Origin of the sequence: Kitasatospora sp. NPDC087271 (genome assembly GCF_044744605.1) — a bacterium.
GTDB lineage: Bacteria > Actinomycetota > Actinomycetes > Streptomycetales > Streptomycetaceae > Kitasatospora.
On record NZ_JBIUYQ010000015.1, the window covers coordinates 42,271 to 59,310 of the forward strand.

A 17,040-nucleotide genomic window follows, 5' to 3' on the forward strand; every position below is an offset into this window, starting at 1 on the left:
GCCGACCCCTGGCGGCGCGTGCCCGGGCCACCAGCGCCCACGCCCTCGAACGGGCCGCCGTCCCGTCAGGAGCGCGGACGTGGAGCACCAGGCCTGCGCCGCCGACGACGGCGCAGGCGCGCGTGCTCCAGGCCGCCGCCGGGACCGGCACACGACCACAGGGCGGCCTGGACCTTCGCGGCGACCGCATCGCCCGACGGCCAGGCGGAACTGGCCGACAGGGCCAGGTGGACCGGTAACACCGAGGTCAGGACCGCCCGGAGGCCTCGGCGGCAGGCGGGGCGTCCCAACCGATCGACCTGGCGGAGGGGCCGTCCCAGCCGATCCCGCCGCCCGCACCCCCGGCGGCGAGGGCCAAGGCGGCGGAGGCGGTGAGGGTGGCGAGAGCGGGGACGACCGGGGCGGCGAGGGCGAGGGACACGAGGATGGTGGCGAGCGGGCGGACGGACACGACGGAGTCCTGTTCTGTGCGGGAACCAGGGCGAGGGCGCCGGAATTCTGGGTGTCCGGGCTTTGGCGAGAGAGCGCGCACGGCGAATCCTCCCCTCCACGAACCGTCACGGGAAGCGGATCCGGCAGGCAGGATCAGGCCAGGCAGCTTGCTGCAAAGAGGCCCGGACGACCTGGGCGGGGGCGTTGACCGGATCATGCCTTGCAAGGGTGTCCACCCGGCGGAAAGATCGACAACGGGCCGATCGGGAATACCGAATCGACCACGGGGATCGGGGGCGCGGAATGCTGGAACTGCTGGGGTTGGACACCACCGCGGAAGCGGTCTACCGGGAAATGCTCACCGACCCGGACGGAGGGATCGCCGAAATCTGCGACCGGCTCGCGCTTCCCGAGGCCGCCGTGCACACCGCCCTCGACCGGCTCGCGGACCTCACCCTGCTCCGGGCCTCCCGCGATCGGCCCGGCGCGCTGCGACCGGTCAGCCCGGAACGCGGGCTCGACCTCCTGCTGCGCCGACAGGAAGAGGAACTCGCCTGCCGTCAGCAGGAGTTTGCCGCCTCCAAGGCGGCCGTCGCACGCGCCCTGGCGGCGTACGCGACGCTGCGCACCGACACCCCGGTCGGCGGCCGCGAACGGCTCGTCGGGCTGGACGCCATCCAGGAGAAGCTGGAGATGCTGAGCGCCCGGCTGACCACCGAGGCCCTGGCGGTGATGCCCGGCGGCGCCCAGTCCGCGGCCAGCCTGGCCGCCTCCCGCCCCCTGGACGAGGAGGCCCTGCTGCGCGGGGTCGGCCTGCGCACCATCTACCAGGACAGCGTCCACGACGATCCGGCGACCCTCGGCTACGCCCGCTGGCTGGTCGGCCTCGGCGGCGAGGTGCGGACCGCTCCCGTCCTGCCGCCGCGGATGCTGGTCTTCGACCGGAGCACCGCGGTGGTACCGATCGACCCGCAGAACACCCGGGCCGGCGCCCTGTGCACCAGGGAGCCGGGGATCGTCGCCCCACTGGTCGCCCTGTTCGAACGGACCTGGGAGGCCGCCGTCCCGATCGCCGACGACCGCGCCGGTGGGGAGCCGGTGGGCCTCAGCCCCGGCGAGCGCGAGGTCCTGCGCCTCCTCTCCACCGGACTCACCGACGAAGCGGTGGCCAAGCGGCTCGGCGTCTCGGTCCGCACCGTCCGGCGCCAGATGGCGGCCCTGATGGAACGCCTCGAAGCCGCCAGCCGCTTCGAGGCCGGGCTGAAGTCCGCCCGGCGCGGCTGGCTCTGACCGGGCCGAAGGCGCGGAGGCCGGTCACGGAGAGGCTTCCGAAACGAGAACCGCTTCCGGGAGCAGCTGCACATCGGCGACCACCACACCCCGTACAACGCCGCCCCGAAGGCACCGGCCACGAGGTAGCCCGCACCCCGTGCCTCGGCGGCGGCCCGGAGGCGGACCGCCCTCGGCGCTGGACCGGCTCGGCCGCGAAGCACCGTCCGTCCGCGCACGGGCGGCGCCTTCTCACGTCGGGCCCTCATCGGGAAGGCCCGGGTCGGACGTCCGAACGGTCAGCCGCCGAGAGGGCCCGACACGTCCGCCACGGTGGGTGTACGCCTGCGACCTGCCCTGCGGCGCGGCTGCCACACTGCAGCCATGACAGAGGAAGGGACGGAGCAGGATCGGCCCCGCCGCCGTTCGCCCACCGCCCGCCCACCGGCCCGCACCGGTCGCGCGTCCAGTCCGGTCGGCCATCGCGGCAGCAGATCCGAGGTGACGCGATGACCTCCGCGGATCTGGCGATCATCACCGGGCTGGTCTTCGTCTGGGGGATGCTCTCGGCACGACTGGAACGCTTGGACATGACCGCGCCCATCGTGTTCACCTCAGCCGGCGTCCTGCTGACCCACGGCCCGCTGACGCCGCTCGGGATCACCCCCAGCCCGGAAATGGTGAAGGTCCTGGCCGAGGCGACTCTGGCGCTGGTGCTGTTCTCCGACGCCTCCCGGGTCGGGCTGCGCCAGCTACGCCCGGATCTGGGGCTGTGCCTGCGTTTGCTGCTCCTCGGGCTGCCGCTGTCCATCGGACTGGGCACACTTGCCGCCTTCGCCCTGCCCGGGGTGGGGACCGTCTGGCTCGCCCTGCTCGTCGGCTCGGCGCTGGCGCCCACCGACGCGGCTCTGGGTGCGGCTGTCATGGTCGATCCGGCGGTCCCGGCCAGGATCAGACGGCTGCTCAACGTCGAGAGCGGACTCAACGACGGGATCGCGACCCCCGTCGTGCTGGTCGCCATCGCGGGGGCGTCGACCGCCGAACACGTCGGCAGCACCGGACTCGGCAAGGCCGTGGCCGAACTCGCGCTGGGCCTGCTGATCGGCGCTGTGGTCGGCGGGGGCGGCGGCCGACTGATCAAGCTGGGCCGCGACCGCGGCTGGGTGGCGGAGGGCTTCGCCGGCGCCGCGGTCCTGGGCCTGGCACTGTGCTGCTACGCCACCTCGGTGGCGCTGGACGGCAACGGGTTCATCGCGGCGTTCACCGGTGGCTTGGCCTTCACCGCCGCGGGCGGCCCGGCGGCCGCGTTGGTCCCCTTCGTCGAGGAGACCGGTGCCCTGCTCTCCCTGCTGGTCTGGCTGATCTTCGGCGTGATCGCGGTGGTACCGGCGATGGAGGCTCTGACCTGGCAGACGGCGCTGTACGCAGTGTTTAGCCTGACGGTCGTCCGGATGCTGCCGGTGGCACTCGCACTGGCGGGGACCCGTCTCGGCCGGCCCGCCGTCCTGTTCCTGAGCTGGTTCGGACCACGCGGCCTGGCATCCGTCGTCTTCGGACTGCTCGCACTGGAAGACCTCGCCGGGCCCGTGGCTCGGCCCGCTGTCACCGCGATCGCCTTCACGGTGCTGCTCAGCGTCCTAGCGCACGGCCTCAGCGCGGACCCGCTGGCCAAGCGCTACGGACCGCGCCTCGCCGCACCACAGGGAACGCCCGCCTCGCCGGCCGAAATCCCCGAGCGACGCCTCATCCGCCGCACCCCGGCCGACAACCGTCTCAGCGGGCGGTGAGCTCGTCGCCGGCGACGCCGAGGCCCGGCCCCACGCGGGGCGCGCACGGCCGGACCGCTGTCGGGAGCCGAGGCGGCCCGGATTCCGGAGAGGCCGCCTACGCTTCGAGTCCGGCTTCGCCTTCGGCCACGGCGATGACGTACCCGAGGGCCTCGGTGATGTGGGTGGCCGCGGACATGACCCGGGCGGTTCCCACGATCGGAGCGATCGCGACCAGGACGTCCTGCATCTGGGCGGGGGTCAGGTCGGTCTGGATGGCCGGATCGATGTGGGCGAGGTAGGACACCGCCGGTGCGTCCATGGCCGCGAGTGCGGCAATACGGGTGAGGATGAGCATGTCCGGGGGCAGCCCGCACCGCTCGACGGAGTCGAGGGTCATGGCGGCCAGGGTGTCGAGGACGGGGGTTTCGGACGATGTCGTCATGCTGAGCCATCTCCAGGGTGCGCCGGAGCCGACGCGTCAGTAGCGAGAAGGAACCCTCCATCGCACCCCCTGTTTCAACTCTAGGAACACTCCTGCCGAGACGCATCCCGACTGAACGGGCAGCATTTCGGGGAGGCGGCAGACGCGCACCCGGCACTGGTGCCGATCCGCGCTGAACGCTGCCGGCAGCGTCTTGGGCGCGGCGTCGCGTCCCTGGTCCCGGAGCCTCAACCACCTGCGGATGGGCCGCCTTCGACCGTGGGTGCCGGCGGCACCGGAGGGGAGCCTCCCGGTTCGGAATCCAGGAACTCCCGGATCGCGAACCCGGCCAGCACCACGACGACGATCCACAGAACCACGACCGCCGTCGGGTAGTTCCAGGTGGTGAGGACGACCGCTGCCACAACCAGGATGGCGGCGCCGATCCAGCGCTTGCAGCGGTGCACGAAGCGGCCCACCGGCCCGAGGCGCATGCCGTGTGACGTCGCCACCTCACGCAACGCGCCGATCGACGAGCTGCAGGCGCTGCGGACAGCGACGGCGGCCCTGGACGGGCCGATCAGGAACGCGCCGGCAGCCGCCACCAGCGCCGTCACGCCGACGACCCGGATGCCTGCGCGCAGGAAGCGGATCAGTGCGTCGTAGATCGCGCCGGCGGCGGCCTGGGATGCCCCCGGCGGCAGGTGATCGAGGTAGAACGACCGGAAGACCGTCAGCACGGCTCCCAGCAGGAGCATGGCGACGGCCACCCCGAGAGTGGCACCGATCAGGCCGCGACGCCGGTTCACGGCGGTGAACACGCCGGCCGCGGCGATCAGCACCGCGATGACCGGGAGCCAGGACCCCATGATCTCCAGAAGCCGGAAGTAGCTCTTGACCTTGCCGATGTCGAGGCGAACACCACGAAGCTGGTGTGCACCTCCGGAATCTTCGCGGCGGGTCCGAAGCCGGAGCTCACCAACTGGTCCTTGACCTTGGCGACGATCGGCCCGATATCGATGGCGACCTGGTTGTTCTCCAGCGAGACCGCTCCCCCGCCCTTGCCCGTCAGCGCCTTGTCCAGCGAGGAGTGCACCACCCGGTTCGCGTCGACCCACAGGGTCGCGAACTGATCGCTGGTCACCACCTTGTTCACGGTGGTGCTGACCAACTGCGTGAGGCCGCTGGTGATCGGCCCGCTCAGGCCGCCGATCAGCTTGCCGAGCTCGGGTGGCGCACCCTGCTGGACGGCTGCCTGGGACAGCTCGTTCACCACGGCCTTCACGTCGATCTGGGCCAGGACCTCCGACGTGACCCGATCGGTGAGCGCGGCCTGGACATCCGGATTGCCGGCCAGCGGCGCGACCGTGGCGACGTACCGGTCGGTGTCGCCGACGATCGAGTTCGTCCAGACCGCGATGACCGAGAGCAGCGCCAGTAGAGAGGAGATGACGATCAGGACGACCGCGCCCGACGTACGAAGCCGGTGGTGCCGGTCCCCTGACGGCTGTGCGGACGCCTCCAGGGCGCTGAGACGGTGCCGCAGCTGGTCCAGCTCACTGCGTTCGCCCGTCGAGAGCTCGGCCGGCTCGGGCCGCCCGCCGTGAGCCGACCGCCCGCCCTTGCCGTCCGGCGGCCTCGCGTCCCCCGATCCCCCCCCCGGATCCGGCCCTGACGCATCGGCGGGCATCACATACTCCCTGGGTCAACTGTCCTGGACGAGATGGTTGACGATCGGCTCGCCCCCTCCAGGAAATGCCCGACGTGCCGGGACCGCCACCGGGAGCGCTCACGCAGGTGACCAGCGCAGCCTGCGGCCCAACCAAGACCATCGGCGCCGGGACTTCCGCCGGTCCCGCACTCGACGGGTCCACGTTCTCGGATCGATGTCACCGGCTGCTTCCACCGTGCCGGTTGTGACCCGAATCCGCGGCGTGGCCCGATGAAGAGCTCATCGCGAGGATCCGTGAGTGGTGCTTGTGGAAGCGTCACTCGACTTCGGTGACGGAGCCGTGCACCGCCAGGCCTCGAGTACGGGCGCGATGCGGTGTCCTCTCGAACCCCTCGACGCCCGTGTCGGCCGACTCACCGGGCTGGCCGACACGGCCCCCGGCAGAACGATCCGGGCCTCGCCTCCACCGTCTTCAACCAGGCCGCGCTCCTCGCCTCCGACCTCGCCCTACCCGACTACGCCCGCGACCTGTGCCACCGCCACGCCGCCCTCTACCTCACCCGCGGCCCGCTCCCCTCGACGAGCGCCATCCGCGGCCTGGAGCCGATCGTCGACCTCGCCCGCCTCCACATCCGCGCCGGCCACCACCGCCGCGGCCGCCAACTCCTCCTCGGCCTCTACCGCGCCGTCACCACCGCCACCAAGTCCTCCCTTGACGGCATCACCGTCCCCGCCCACCTCACCGAGACCGGAGAGCGGCGCAGTGAAGTCCGCCAGTGGCTGTGGCGGGTCATCATCGCCGACGGAACCCGCGCCCTCACCTCCACCGGCCGCTGGACGGACGCCTTGCACCACATCGAGGAACACCCCGGCATCGGCCAACGCATCTTCGACGGCCGCCAGGTCGCCATCCTCGCCGCGCCACCACCGCCGGCCTGCCCGGCCTGTTGTGAGCCACAGCACATATCTGATGGTTCATCAGACATGGTCAGCAAGAGGTCAGCATAGGTACGAGCAGACCCTGCCCAACAAGCCCGGACGCGAGACTCGGCCACTGTCAGCACCCTTACCCGCGGAGGCCCCCAGCTGGAGGCCCATGGGTCCCATCGCACTGGCTGAGCAGGCCGCCCAACACCTATCGAATCGCTCTCGACGCGGGACTGCACGGGACATCTCTCCAGTTCAGAGCACTTTTCGAGCTGTCTCCCGGACAAACGGTGCTCACACTGACAGGGGCGGCCAGCCGAACCTTCCAGACTTCCCTCGACTCTTCCATATCTGTACGATGCGGACACCGGATCAGTCGATCTACCTGCGCGCCTCGATCAGGAAACGCGCCGAGTGGGCCACGAACGGGCCCTCGGCTCGGATCCGGGCGTCCAGCTCGCGCAGCCGGTCCCGGTAGGCGTCGACGGTGAAGCCCGGGACCATCCAGATCACCTTGCGCAGGAAGTACACCACCGCGCCGATGTCGAGGAACTCCATCCGGAGCCGCTCGGAGCGCAGGTCCACCACCTCCAGCCCGGCGGCCCGCGCGGCGGCGCTCTCGTCCTCCGGGCGGCGGGCCCGGCGTGCCTCGGGCTGCGGGCCGAGGAAGTACTCGACCAGTTCGAAGCCGGACGCCGGCCCCACGTGCTGGGCGCAGTAGGTGCCGCCGGGCCGCAGCACCCGGGCGATCTCCGACCACCAGGCCTTAACCGGATGACGGCTGGTGACCAGGTCGAAGGCCCCGTCGCCGAACGGCAGCGGCGGCTCGTCCGGGTCCGCGACCACCACCACGCCCAGCGGGTGCAGCAGGCCGGTGGCGCGCGCGACGTTCGGCGGCCAGGACTCGGTGGCCGCCATGGTGGCCGGAAGCGCTCCGCGCTGCGCGGGGGCGGGCGCGCCGGGGGCGGACTGTCCTGCGGTGGACTGTCCTGCCGTGGGCTGTCCTGCGACGGGCTTCGCAGCGGCGAGCCGGGCCGCGCCGGCCAGCACCTCGCCGCCGCCCGTCTGGATGTCCAAGGCCGCCGAGGCCCGGCCCAACTGCTCGGCCAGCAGCCGCTGGTAGCCCCAGGACGGCCGTTCCTCGGTGGCGCGGCCGGAAAGCCAGGAGAAGTCCCAGCCGTCCACGGACACCGCCTCGGCCTCGGCGATCAGCTCTTCGAAGGTGCGCATACCGTCATCATCCCGGTGGCCCGCCCGCCCGGCGAACGGTTTCACCCGCCGGGTCGTCCCGCAGACCGACATCCGTGGCTCCACCTACTGGGCCCTCCCCCAGCCCCAGCTCATCACCCTCGCCTCCGAGGCCGGCTTCACCGCCTCCCGCTGGCAACCACCCGCCCTAACGGGCTTCTTCCAATGGGTGGCAGCAGCCCGGATCGGTCGTAGTGGTGCGGGGTCCGCACCGTGACTCCGGCGAATCGGGAGACCTGCCCTGCCGACCAGCTCATCGTTCTTCCCTGGGCCGTGCCGTTCCGCTGTGCCCCACCGTGCGGCCTGACATGGGGTAGGGGCCGAGATTCGCAGCTCAGCGGCCTGCGCCGGGGGCCGGGCCGGTCAGGTCTCGCGCTGCGGGTGGTACTCGGACTCGGGTATGCCGAAGGTCCAGGCGACCCCGGCGCGGGCGGTGCGGGTGCTCGGCGGGACGCGCAGCCAGTAGGTGCGGAAGGTGCCGTCGGGCTCCGCGGTCGAGTTGACGACCTCGACCATGACCACCGGTTCGTCGTCGGGCAGGGTGATCCGCCAGAGCACGCCGGTCTCGTCGCGGTGGATGGGCTCGGCACCGGAGTCGGCCAGGTAGCGCTCGTAGCCGTAGTGCTCCAGCAGGACGCGGCGCAGTTCGGCGTTCTCCTCGGTGCGGATCCGCTCGACGGTGACGTCGGCCAGCCCGGCCAGGAACTCGGCGGGCACGGGCATGCCGCGCCAGGCGTGCAGGGCGAAGCCGTCGGCGTACTCCAGGGCGGGGCCGTCCGCCCGGTCGAGCCGCCCGGCCTCGTCGCGGTGCAGCGCGACGGGGCGCTCGCTGACCAGCGCGACGCCCTGGTACGGCCACCACCAGCCGGTCTCGCGGGCCACCCCGGCGAGAGGCGCGACGGCCTCGGCGCTGCCCCCGCCCGCGTCGGAGGCGGCCTCGAAGGCGGCGAACCAGGGAGCGTCGTGCTGGCCGCGCACGGCGTCGAGCAGGGCGAGCCGGACGGTGGTGCGCCGGGCACGGGCGGCGGCGGCCGCGTCGTCCGAGGCCTCCTCACGGTCGACCTCGGGGGCGAGCCGGTCGAGGACCGCCGTGCGGATGCGGTCGGCGAGCGGGGTGGTGACCGGGCCGAGCTCGCCACCGGTGAGTGCCCAGTGCGCCGCCCACCCGGCCGCGCCGACCTCCTCGACGGCCCGCCGCCGGGCCTGTTCCCAGGGCCCGGTGCGCACGGCCTCGCGCACGCTCACCGCGCCGGCGGCCCGCAGCTGCAGCGCCGCCTCGGCGGCGGCGAACGGCGAGCCGAACCAGCGGACGGCCGCGGGCTCGGGCAGCCCGGCCGCCCGGTAGGCGGCCCGGACCGCGTGCTCGGCCGCCGACCGGTCGGCCGGACCGGTGGCCGCCGCAGCGGCCCGCCAGCGGGCCGTCACCTCGGCGGGCCCGGCCGTCACCGCGCCCGCCGGGCGGTCGGGAATCGTCGTCTCCATCGTCTGCTCCGTTCCCGGCCGGGCTCCCCGCCCGGCCGCCTGCTTCCGTTCCGTTCGGCACTGCGTGTTCCACGCCGCACGTTCCGCGTTGCACGCCGCGCCCGCCCACCCGTCTACGCGCCGCCTGCCGTCGCCCGACGCCGGGCCACCCGCCCGGCTGCCAGTCCGTCAGCCGTCGGCCCGCTCGTCGGGCCCCGCGTCAGTCCGCGACCACCCGCACTGCGCCCGGGGTGTACTCGCGCTGGCGCACCACCCGGTACCAGCTCTTCGGCAGCGGTATCGCCGCATGCTCCTCGTGCACCACCCGGCCGCCCTCGGGCAGGTGCAGCCAGCCCGCGCCGAACGGACCGGCCTCCCGGCGCAGTTCCCCGGGACCGACCACGGCGTGCGCGTGACCGGTGACCTCCCCGAGGGCCAGCACCATCCGGCCCCGACCGTCCCGGGGCTGGACGGCCAGCGCGGCCACCCGGGGCGGCACGGCGCCCTCCTCGACCGGCACGATCAGCACATCACCCTGGCGGTACATCAGTCCCCCCTCGCCGTACGGCCGGACCCCGGCGGCTGCCGGAATCCCGGGCTCCGCCGCGCTGTTCGCGGTCACGTTCCGGAGCCACGACCAGAACGTAGGGCAAGGGTCTGACAACGCGCCCGGCCCGCCACCCGGCCACCGGATTGTCGGACCCGACTGGTAGACACGTGTTCGGCCCCGACCCCTGAGGAGCAGCGCATGACCGTCAACCACCACATCGAGCAGTTCCACGGTCTCCCGGTCTTCGACTTCGTCCAGGCCCTGGACGAGGCCGCCGACGGCGGCGACGCGGCAGCCGTGACCCTGCCGGAGCCGGCGTCGGCCGCCTGGCGGATCGGCCTGCACTACGACTCCGAGGAGGCCTTCACCGAGCGCTGGCGGCAGTTCCTCGACACGGTCGACACCGAGCGCGTGACGGCCGTGGTGATCGGCCCGTGGTTCTCCGACGAGCCGGAGCAACTCGACGCCGCCCTGGCCGCGATCGTCGAGGCGGCGGGCCGGCTGCCCGCGCTGCGAGGGCTCTTCGTCGGCGACGTCACGTACGAGGAGAGCGAGATCTCCTGGTTGGAGATGTGCGACGTCACCCCGCTGCTGACGGCCTACCCCGAGCTGGCCGAGCTGGTGGTGCGCGGCGGCAACAACCTGGAGCTGACACCCGTGCGCCACGAGGCGCTGCGAGCCCTGCGCTTCGAGGCCGGCGGCCTGCCGGCCCGGGTGGTGCGGGCGGTGGCCGGCTGCGACTTCCCCGCCCTGGAGCGGCTCGAACTCTGGCTCGGCGTCGACAACTACGGCGGCGACGCCACGCTGGACGACCTCGCCCCCTTCCTGGACGGCACACGCTTCCCCGCGGTGCGCCATCTGGGCCTGCAGAACAGCGAGTTCGAGGACGACATCGCGGCCGCCGTGGCGCACGCGCCGGTGGTGGCCCGGCTGGAGTCGCTCAGCCTCGCCATGGGCGTGCTGACCGACCAGGGCGCCACCGCCCTGCTGGAGGGCCAGCCCCTCACCCACCTGCGCGCCCTCGACCTGCACCACCACTTCCTCACCGGGGAGGTGCAGCAGCGCCTCACCGAGGCCCTGCCGGGCGTCGAGATCGACCTCTCCGAGGCCGGAAAGCCCGACGACCGGTGGCGCTACGTCGCCGTGGCCGAGTAGCCGTCACCGACCGCGCGCCCGACGCCGCCGCACCGCCGCACCGACCAGCCCACCACGCCCATCCGTCTGGAACCGACATGACCGTCTCCCTCCACCCCGACCGCTTCCACGACCTGCCGATCCGCGACTTCACCCCCGACGACGGCACCCGCACGCCGCCCGCCGCCGGCTCGGTCGCCTGGCGGCTCGCCCTGGACTACGACGCGAAGCACGACTTCGCGCAGCTCTGGCAGACCTTCCTCGACACCGTCGACCCTGCCGGAGTCCGCGCCCTGGTGATCGGCCCCTGGTGGCGCGGCGACTACGTCTCCGTGGCCGCCACCGTCGCCGCCATCACCGCGGAAGCGGAGCGCCTGCCCGCCCTGGAAGCGCTCTTCCTCGGGGACGTGACCTACGACGAGTGCGAGATCTCCTGGATGGAGATGGGCGACGTCACCCCCCTGCTGACGGCCTTCCCCGGGCTGACCGAGCTGACCGTCCGCGGCGGCACGGACCTGAGCCTCCAGCCCGTGCGGCACGACCGGCTGGCCGCGCTGCGCTTCGAGGCCGGCGGCCTGCCGGCCCGGGTGGTGCGGGCGGTGGCGGGTTCCGAGCTGCCGGCACTGGAGCGCCTGACGCTCTGGCTCGGCGTGGACGAGTACGGCGGTGACGCCACGATCGACGACCTCGCCCCCTTCCTGGACGGCGCCCGCCTCCCGAGCCTGCGCCACCTCGGGCTGGCCAACAGCGAGTTCCAGGACGAGATCGCCTCGGCCGTCGCGCACGCGCCCGTGGTGGCCCGGCTGGAGTCGCTCGACCTGTCCATGGGCGTGCTCTCCGACGACGGCGCCGCCGCCCTGCTGGAGGGCCAGCCGCTCACCCACCTGCGCGCCCTCGACCTGCACCACCACTACGTCGGCGAGGAGATGCAGCAGCGCCTCACCGAGGCCCTGCCCGGGGTCGCGCTCGACCTCTCCGAGGCCGAGGACCCCGACGAGGACGAGGACGACGGGGACCGCTACGTCGCGGTCGCCGAGTAGGCGGGTGACGGCACGATGACACCGCGGCTGACCGTCCTCGGCAATCCCGGGCACCGGCGGGTGACGCTGTTCGCCGCCGCCGCCCGGGCCGCCGGGCTGCCCGAGCCCGCCGTCCTGTCCTGGCTGGACGTGCTGCGCGGCGACTACCGGCTGCCCGAGGACGGCCTGCTGCGGATCGAGTCGCCCGGCGAGGAGGCCCTGGTCGACGAACTGCTGCGCGGCCCGGCGCTCGGCCCGTCCTACGCACCGACCCGGGTCGAGGGCACGGCCGCCTGGTACGCGGGGGTGACGGCCGCGCTGCGCGAGCTGGCCGGGCGCCCCGGCGTACGGCTGCTGGGCGATCCGGAGGAGATCGCCGTGATGTTCGACAAGCGGCGGGCACACGCGCTCCTCGCCGCCGCCGGGGTGCCGGTACCCCGGGCGCTGGGCGGCGAGGTCACCGGCTGGGAGCAGTTGCGCGGGCGGCTGGCCACGGCCGGCCTGCGACGGGTCTTCGTCAAGCCCGCACACGGCTCCTCCGCCTCCGGGGTGACGGCCCTGCAGTTCGGGCCGCGCGGGCAGGTCCTGGCCACCACCTCGGTCGAGCTGGCCGACGGGCTGCTGCACAACTCGCTGCGGGTCCGCCAGTACCGCGGCGAGCGGGAGGTGGCCGAGATCATCGACCGGCTGGCACCGGACGGGCTGCACGTCGAGCAGTGGATCCCGAAGGCCGCGCAGTCCGGCCGCTCGGCCGACCTGCGCGTGGTGGTGGTCGCCGGCCGGGCCACCCACGCGGTGGTGCGCACGAGCGCGCAACCGATGACCAACCTGCACCTCGGCGGCGCCCGGGGCAGCCTCGACCTGGCCCGGGAGGCCGCCGGGCCCGCATGGCCTGCCCTGCTGGAGACAGCCGAGCGCGCGGCGGCCTGCTTCCCCGGCTCGTTGATGGTCGGGGTCGACGTCCTGCCCACGGCCGGCTGGCGGCGCGCCCTGGTCGGCGAGGTCAACGCCTTCGGCGACCTGCTCCCCAACCTCACCGGCCTGCCCGGCGGCCCCGCCGAGGGCCTCGACACCTACGGCGCCCAGCTCGCCGCCCTCACCGGGGCCACCGGCCGCACCACCGGAACGCCCCTCCCCACCCCGACGGACCACCAGATCACGGAACCCTCCCGATGAACCACCAGACCTCCCCCCACACCCAGGCTCCCGCTCCGACCCCCGACATGAACGCGGTCGTCGGCACGCACGACCTGCTGCTCGTCACGCTCGACACGCTCCGCTTCGACGTCGCCGAGGAGCTGGCCGCCGCAGGCCGGATCCCGCACCTCGCCGCCTTCCTCCCCGGCGGCCGCTGGGAGCGCCGGCACGCGCCCGGCAGCTTCACCTACGCCTCCCACCAGGCGATCCTGGCCGGTTTCCTGCCCACCCCGGCCTCCCCCGACGGCCCCCACCCGCGCCTGTTCGCGGCCCGCTTCGCCGGCTCCGAGAGCGCCGCCCCGCGCACCTGGGTGTTCGACGCACCGGATCTGCCGACCGCCCTCGCCGCCGCCGGGTACCGGACGGTCTGCATCGGCGGCGTGGGCTTCTTCAACAAGCAGGGCCCGCTCGGCTCGGTACTGCCCGGCCTGTTCCAGGAGAGCCACTGGGATCCCGGGATGGGCGTGCCGTCCCCGACGTCCTTCGAGGAGCAGGTCGCCCGGGCGGAGCGGGTCGCCGCCGAACAGCCCGCCGGGCAACCGCTGTTCCTGTTCCTGAACGTCTCGGCGCTGCACCAGCCCAACTGGTTCCACCTGCCCGGCGCCACCCGTGAGCACGGCGACTCCCGGGCCAGCCACGCCGCCGCCCTGGAGTACGTGGACGCCCACATCGGCCGGCTCTTCGCGGCGATGAGCTCCCGCCGCCCCTGCTTCGCGATCGTCTGCTCCGACCACGGCACGGCGTACGGCGAGGACGGCTACACCGGGCACCGGATCGGCCACGAGGTGGTCTGGACCGTCCCGTACGCCCACTTCACCATCCCCGCGGCCGTCCCCGATGCCGCCCCCGCAGCTCCCGCTGCCGTCCCTGCCACCGCCACCGCCACCGCCACCACCACCACCACCGAGGAGCGCGCATGACCACCGCACCCCCGCGCCCCGACTCGCCCTACCAGTCCTACGTCTACGCCTACCCGCACAAGACCGCCTACCGCCCGCTGCCCGAGCGCCCAGGGCTGCGCGAGCTGTGGGCCGGCGAGGCGCAGGACGCGCTCTCGCTCTACCTGCACATCCCGTTCTGCGAGGTCCGCTGCGGCTTCTGCAACCTGTTCACCAGGATCGGCAGCCCCGAGGGCCTGACCACCGCGTACCTGGACGCCCTGGAGCGCCAGGCGGTGGCCGTCCGCACCGCGCTGGACGAAGGCGCGCGCTTCGCGCTGGCCGCCTTCGGCGGCGGCACCCCCACCTACCTGACGGCCCTCGAGCTGGAGCGGCTGTGCGACATCGCCGAGCGGCGGATGGGCGCCGACCTGCGGGCGATACCGCTCTCGGTGGAGGCCTCCCCCGCCACCTCGACCGCCGACCGGCTGGAGGTCCTGGCCGCCCGGGGCACCACCCGGCTGAGCCTGGGCGTACAGTCCTTCGTCGACGCCGAGGCCCGCTCCGCCGTGCGCCCGCAGAAGCGGGCCGAGGTGGAGGCCGCCCTCGACCGGATCCGTGCCGCCGGGTTCCCGGTGCTCAACATCGACCTCATCTACGGCATCGACGGCCAGTCCGAGGCCAGTTGGCTGCACTCGCTGGACGCCGCGCTCGCCTGGCAGCCCGAGGAGCTGTACCTCTACCCGCTCTACGTGCGCCCGCTCACCGGCCTGGCCCGACGCGGCGAGCAGGAGAGCCACTCCGCCTGGGACACCCGCCGGCTCGCGCTCTACCGCACCGGCCGCGACCACCTGCTGGCCCGGGGCTATCAGCAGGTGTCGATGCGGATGTTCCGCCGCGCCGCTTCCCCGCAGGCCGGGGCGAGCGAGTACGCCTGCCAGACGGACGGCATGGTCGGCCTGGGCTGCGGCGCCCGCTCCTACACCTCGCGGCTGCACTACTCCTTCGACTACGCGGTGAACGCCACCGAGGTGCGCGGAATCATCGACGACTTCGTCGCCACCGAGGACTTCCACCACGCCGAGGTGGGGCACCGGATGAGCGGCGGGGAACCACGCCGGCGGCACCTGGTGCAGTCGCTGCTCCAGGCCGAGGGCATGCCGCTGGCCGACTACCGGGCCCGGTTCGGCAGCACACCGGCCGCCGACTTCCCGGCGGAGCTGGCCGAGTTCACCGCGCGCGGCTGGCTCGCCGATGACCGGGACCGCCTGGTGCTCAGCCCGGAGGGCCTGGCGCACTCGGACGCGGCCGGGCCGATGCTGTTCTCGCCCGAGGTCCGGGCCCTGATGACGGCCTACGAGGCGAAATGACCTTCCTCGGCCTGCCGTCCGCCACCCCGCCCGCACCGCGCACACCGAGCGCCGAGAGCGCACCGACCGACGCGGCCGACCGCGGGCGCGACCTCACCCTGCTCTACCGTGGCCCGCTCGCCTCCTGCGACTACGACTGCCCCTACTGCCCGTTCGCCAAGCGCCGCGACACACCCGATCAACTGCGCGCCGACCGCGCGGCCTTGGAGCGGTTCACCGGCTGGGCGGCCGGCCGGACGGGCAGCGGTGACACCCTCGCCCTGCTGTTCACGCCCTGGGGCGAGGGCCTGGTGCGGTCCTGGTACCGACGGGCGCTGGTCGAGCTGAGTCGGCTCCCGCACGTACGCCGGGTGGCGATCCAGACCAACCTCAGCTGCCGGACCGACTGGCTCGCCGAGGCCGATCCCGACACCCTCGCGCTCTGGGTGACGTACCACCCCGGCCAGGTCACCCGGGAGCGTTTCCTCGCCAAGTGCCGGGAGCTGAACGCCATGGGCGTGCGCTACAGCGTCGGCGTGGTCGGCCAGCCCGAGCACCTGGCCGAGGCCCGCCGGCTGCGCGCCGAACTCGCCGCAGGCGTCTACCTCTGGGTCAACGCCGCCGAGGGCCGCACCTACACCGACGCCGAGGCCGCAGACTGGGCGGCCGTCGACCCGCACTTCGGCTACAGCCGGCACGCCCACCCCAGCGCCGACCGCCCCTGCCGAACCGGCGAGTCCGTGCTCTCCGTGGACGGCGACGGCACCGTCCGCCGCTGCCACTTCGTCCGGGACGTCCTCGGCAACCTGTACGACGGCTCCTACCGCACCCAGCTGCGGGCGCGCGGCTGCCCGTTGCCGGTCTGCGACTGCCACATCGGCTACGTCCACCTGGAGACCCTGCCGCTGTACGAGCTGTTCGGCGCCGGCGTGCTGGAGCGGGTGCCACACGACTGGCCACAGCGCGGCTGAGACCGGGCGGCGGGACGCGACAACCCGATTGCCGGACGGGGCCGCCACCCGCGAAAGCACACGAACGACCGTGCAGGACCCTCCGCGCCCCGCTCGTCCCGCTCGACCGCACCTCTCCGAGCGCGGCGACACCCGGCGACCGCCCGCACACGCCCCGGCTCCGCCGGCTCCAGCCCGGCCCGCCCCGCCGGCGCCCACCGCCACCCATCGCCGCCCCCGCCCCCGTGGGCGCCCGCCCGCCAACATCCCTAGCCTGGAAGCAGGAGGAGGCGAAGCACCATGCTTGGAGACGCACCACTGCAGGCCGTCATCCCCGCCGCCGACCTCGCCCGCGCGAGGAGTTTCTACACCGACACCCTCGGCCTCAAGCTCGCCGAGGAGACCGACGAGGAACTGGTCTGCGACTGCGGCGGCACCCAGTTCACGATCTACCACACCCCCAGCGGCGGACAGGCCGCCCACACCCTCGCCAGCTTCAAGGTCGCCGACCTCGACGGCGCGATGTCCGCCCTGCGTGAGCGCGGCATCACGTTCGAGGAGTACGACTTCCCCGGACTGAAGACCGTCAACGGCATCGCCGAACGCGACAACCTGCGCGCCGCCTGGTTCAAGGACAGCGAGGGCAACATCCTCTGCCTGGCCCAGTCCGTCAGCCGGTAGCGCAACCCCCCATCCCCACCCCCCCCCGGGCCGAACCCGCTGCCCCGCCCGCTCACCACGAGCAGACGGGGCAGCAGCCTCGC

The 17,040-nt window shown here is 73.5% G+C and carries 17 protein-coding genes and 1 pseudogene; 10 read left to right on the top strand and 8 right to left on the bottom strand.

Going from position 1 to position 17,040, the window contains the following annotated elements; all coding sequences use genetic code 11:
* Positions 1-247: 247 nt before the first annotated feature.
* Positions 248-451 (bottom strand): hypothetical protein, encoded by a 204-nt coding sequence (locus tag ACIO9K_RS23950; RefSeq protein ID WP_400332852.1) that lies wholly within the window; start codon positions 449-451, stop codon positions 248-250.
* 284 nt (positions 452-735) lie between these two features.
* Between ACIO9K_RS23950 and ACIO9K_RS23955 the strand changes: the two genes are divergently transcribed.
* Positions 736-1,722, top strand: coding sequence for a helix-turn-helix transcriptional regulator (locus tag ACIO9K_RS23955; protein ID WP_363582661.1), 987 nt, complete (start codon positions 736-738; stop codon positions 1,720-1,722).
* 488 nt (positions 1,723-2,210) lie between these two features.
* The gene (locus ACIO9K_RS23960) at positions 2,211-3,488 is read left to right on the top strand and encodes a cation:proton antiporter (protein ID WP_363617089.1); all 1,278 of its coding nucleotides are present in this window, start codon (positions 2,211-2,213) and stop codon (positions 3,486-3,488) included.
* Between the two features lie 97 nt (positions 3,489-3,585).
* On the opposite strand, the gene ACIO9K_RS23965 is transcribed toward ACIO9K_RS23960, so the two are convergent.
* The 3 genes from ACIO9K_RS23965 to ACIO9K_RS23975 form a co-directional block, all read right to left on the bottom strand.
* The gene (locus ACIO9K_RS23965) at positions 3,586-3,912 is read right to left on the bottom strand and encodes a carboxymuconolactone decarboxylase (protein ID WP_400332855.1); all 327 of its coding nucleotides are present in this window, start codon (positions 3,910-3,912) and stop codon (positions 3,586-3,588) included.
* Between the two features lie 227 nt (positions 3,913-4,139).
* Positions 4,140-4,733 carry a hypothetical protein gene (locus ACIO9K_RS23970; protein WP_400332858.1) on the bottom strand — a complete coding sequence of 198 codons (594 nt, stop codon included), beginning with the start codon at positions 4,731-4,733 and terminating at the stop codon, positions 4,140-4,142.
* Complete coding sequence (locus ACIO9K_RS23975) at positions 4,727-5,581, bottom strand: hypothetical protein (protein ID WP_400332861.1); 855 nt, start codon at positions 5,579-5,581, stop codon at positions 4,727-4,729. The genes ACIO9K_RS23970 and ACIO9K_RS23975 overlap by 7 nt, the downstream gene beginning before the upstream one ends.
* Positions 5,582-5,933: 352 nt before the next feature.
* Between ACIO9K_RS23975 and ACIO9K_RS23980 the strand changes: the two are divergent.
* Positions 5,934-6,484 (top strand): annotated as a pseudogene (locus tag ACIO9K_RS23980) (hypothetical protein); the annotation flags it as partial.
* 387 nt (positions 6,485-6,871) lie between these two features.
* Here the strand turns inward: ACIO9K_RS23980 and ACIO9K_RS23985 are convergent.
* The 4 genes from ACIO9K_RS23985 to ACIO9K_RS24000 all read right to left on the bottom strand — a co-directional run bounded on the left by ACIO9K_RS23985 (position 6,872) and on the right by ACIO9K_RS24000 (position 9,746).
* Positions 6,872-7,720: a methyltransferase domain-containing protein gene (locus tag ACIO9K_RS23985; protein WP_400332864.1), complete on the bottom strand. Its 849-nt coding sequence runs from the start codon at positions 7,718-7,720 to the stop codon at positions 6,872-6,874.
* Between the two features lie 137 nt (positions 7,721-7,857).
* On the bottom strand, positions 7,858-7,995 hold the full coding sequence (locus ACIO9K_RS23990; protein ID WP_400332867.1) for a MerR family DNA-binding transcriptional regulator: 138 nt from the start codon (positions 7,993-7,995) through the stop codon (positions 7,858-7,860).
* Positions 7,996-8,101: 106 nt separating this feature from the next.
* On the bottom strand, positions 8,102-9,220 hold the full coding sequence (locus tag ACIO9K_RS23995; RefSeq protein ID WP_400332870.1) for a DUF6745 domain-containing protein: 1,119 nt from the start codon (positions 9,218-9,220) through the stop codon (positions 8,102-8,104).
* Between the two features lie 199 nt (positions 9,221-9,419).
* Positions 9,420-9,746 (bottom strand): hypothetical protein, encoded by a 327-nt coding sequence (locus ACIO9K_RS24000; RefSeq protein ID WP_063350717.1) that lies wholly within the window; start codon positions 9,744-9,746, stop codon positions 9,420-9,422.
* A 201-nt stretch (positions 9,747-9,947) separates the two neighbouring features.
* Between ACIO9K_RS24000 and ACIO9K_RS24005 the strand changes: the two genes are divergently transcribed.
* The 7 genes from ACIO9K_RS24005 (at position 9,948) to ACIO9K_RS24035 (ending at position 16,957) form a co-directional block, all read left to right on the top strand.
* Positions 9,948-10,904 (top strand): STM4015 family protein, encoded by a 957-nt coding sequence (locus ACIO9K_RS24005; RefSeq protein WP_363617098.1) that lies wholly within the window; start codon positions 9,948-9,950, stop codon positions 10,902-10,904.
* A 77-nt stretch (positions 10,905-10,981) separates the two neighbouring features.
* Entirely contained in the window at positions 10,982-11,923 is a 942-nt protein-coding gene (locus tag ACIO9K_RS24010; protein WP_400332874.1) for an STM4015 family protein, read from the top strand.
* 15 nt (positions 11,924-11,938) lie between these two features.
* The gene (locus ACIO9K_RS24015; RefSeq protein WP_363617101.1) at positions 11,939-13,078 is read left to right on the top strand and encodes an STM4014 family protein; all 1,140 of its coding nucleotides are present in this window, start codon (positions 11,939-11,941) and stop codon (positions 13,076-13,078) included.
* Between the two features lie 47 nt (positions 13,079-13,125).
* Entirely contained in the window at positions 13,126-14,019 is an 894-nt protein-coding gene (locus tag ACIO9K_RS24020; RefSeq protein ID WP_400333132.1) for an STM4013/SEN3800 family hydrolase, read from the top strand.
* The gene (locus tag ACIO9K_RS24025; RefSeq protein ID WP_400332877.1) at positions 14,016-15,347 is read left to right on the top strand and encodes an STM4012 family radical SAM protein; all 1,332 of its coding nucleotides are present in this window, start codon (positions 14,016-14,018) and stop codon (positions 15,345-15,347) included. Before ACIO9K_RS24020 ends, ACIO9K_RS24025 begins: the two co-directional genes overlap by 4 nt.
* On the top strand, positions 15,344-16,297 hold the full coding sequence (locus tag ACIO9K_RS24030) for an STM4011 family radical SAM protein (protein WP_400332880.1): 954 nt from the start codon (positions 15,344-15,346) through the stop codon (positions 16,295-16,297). The genes ACIO9K_RS24025 and ACIO9K_RS24030 overlap by 4 nt, the downstream gene beginning before the upstream one ends.
* A gap of 279 nt (positions 16,298-16,576) precedes the next feature.
* A complete protein-coding gene (locus ACIO9K_RS24035) occupies positions 16,577-16,957 on the top strand; it encodes a VOC family protein (RefSeq protein WP_363582641.1) in 381 nt (126 codons plus the stop codon).
* The last annotated feature ends 83 nt before the right edge of the window (positions 16,958-17,040 follow it).

Coding starts and splice junctions, on each gene's coding strand:
- ACIO9K_RS23990 (WP_400332867.1), bottom strand. CDS start 7,995: ATGAGCTGGTCGGCAGGGCAGGTCTCCCGATTCGCCGGAGTCACGGTG.
- ACIO9K_RS23985 (WP_400332864.1), bottom strand. CDS start 7,720: ATGCGCACCTTCGAAGAGCTGATCGCCGAGGCCGAGGCGGTGTCCGTG.
- ACIO9K_RS23975 (WP_400332861.1), bottom strand. CDS start 5,581: ATGCCCGCCGATGCGTCAGGGCCGGATCCGGGGGGGGGATCGGGGGAC.
- ACIO9K_RS24005 (WP_363617098.1), top strand. CDS start 9,948: ATGACCGTCAACCACCACATCGAGCAGTTCCACGGTCTCCCGGTCTTC.
- ACIO9K_RS24015 (WP_363617101.1), top strand. CDS start 11,939: ATGACACCGCGGCTGACCGTCCTCGGCAATCCCGGGCACCGGCGGGTG.
- ACIO9K_RS24030 (WP_400332880.1), top strand. CDS start 15,344: ATGACCTTCCTCGGCCTGCCGTCCGCCACCCCGCCCGCACCGCGCACA.
- ACIO9K_RS24035 (WP_363582641.1), top strand. CDS start 16,577: ATGCTTGGAGACGCACCACTGCAGGCCGTCATCCCCGCCGCCGACCTC.
- ACIO9K_RS23960 (WP_363617089.1), top strand. CDS start 2,211: ATGACCTCCGCGGATCTGGCGATCATCACCGGGCTGGTCTTCGTCTGG.
- ACIO9K_RS23995 (WP_400332870.1), bottom strand. CDS start 9,220: ATGGAGACGACGATTCCCGACCGCCCGGCGGGCGCGGTGACGGCCGGG.
- ACIO9K_RS23955 (WP_363582661.1), top strand. CDS start 736: ATGCTGGAACTGCTGGGGTTGGACACCACCGCGGAAGCGGTCTACCGG.
- ACIO9K_RS24020 (WP_400333132.1), top strand. CDS start 13,126: ATGAACGCGGTCGTCGGCACGCACGACCTGCTGCTCGTCACGCTCGAC.
- ACIO9K_RS24000 (WP_063350717.1), bottom strand. CDS start 9,746: ATGTACCGCCAGGGTGATGTGCTGATCGTGCCGGTCGAGGAGGGCGCC.
- ACIO9K_RS23965 (WP_400332855.1), bottom strand. CDS start 3,912: ATGACGACATCGTCCGAAACCCCCGTCCTCGACACCCTGGCCGCCATG.
- ACIO9K_RS24010 (WP_400332874.1), top strand. CDS start 10,982: ATGACCGTCTCCCTCCACCCCGACCGCTTCCACGACCTGCCGATCCGC.
- ACIO9K_RS24025 (WP_400332877.1), top strand. CDS start 14,016: ATGACCACCGCACCCCCGCGCCCCGACTCGCCCTACCAGTCCTACGTC.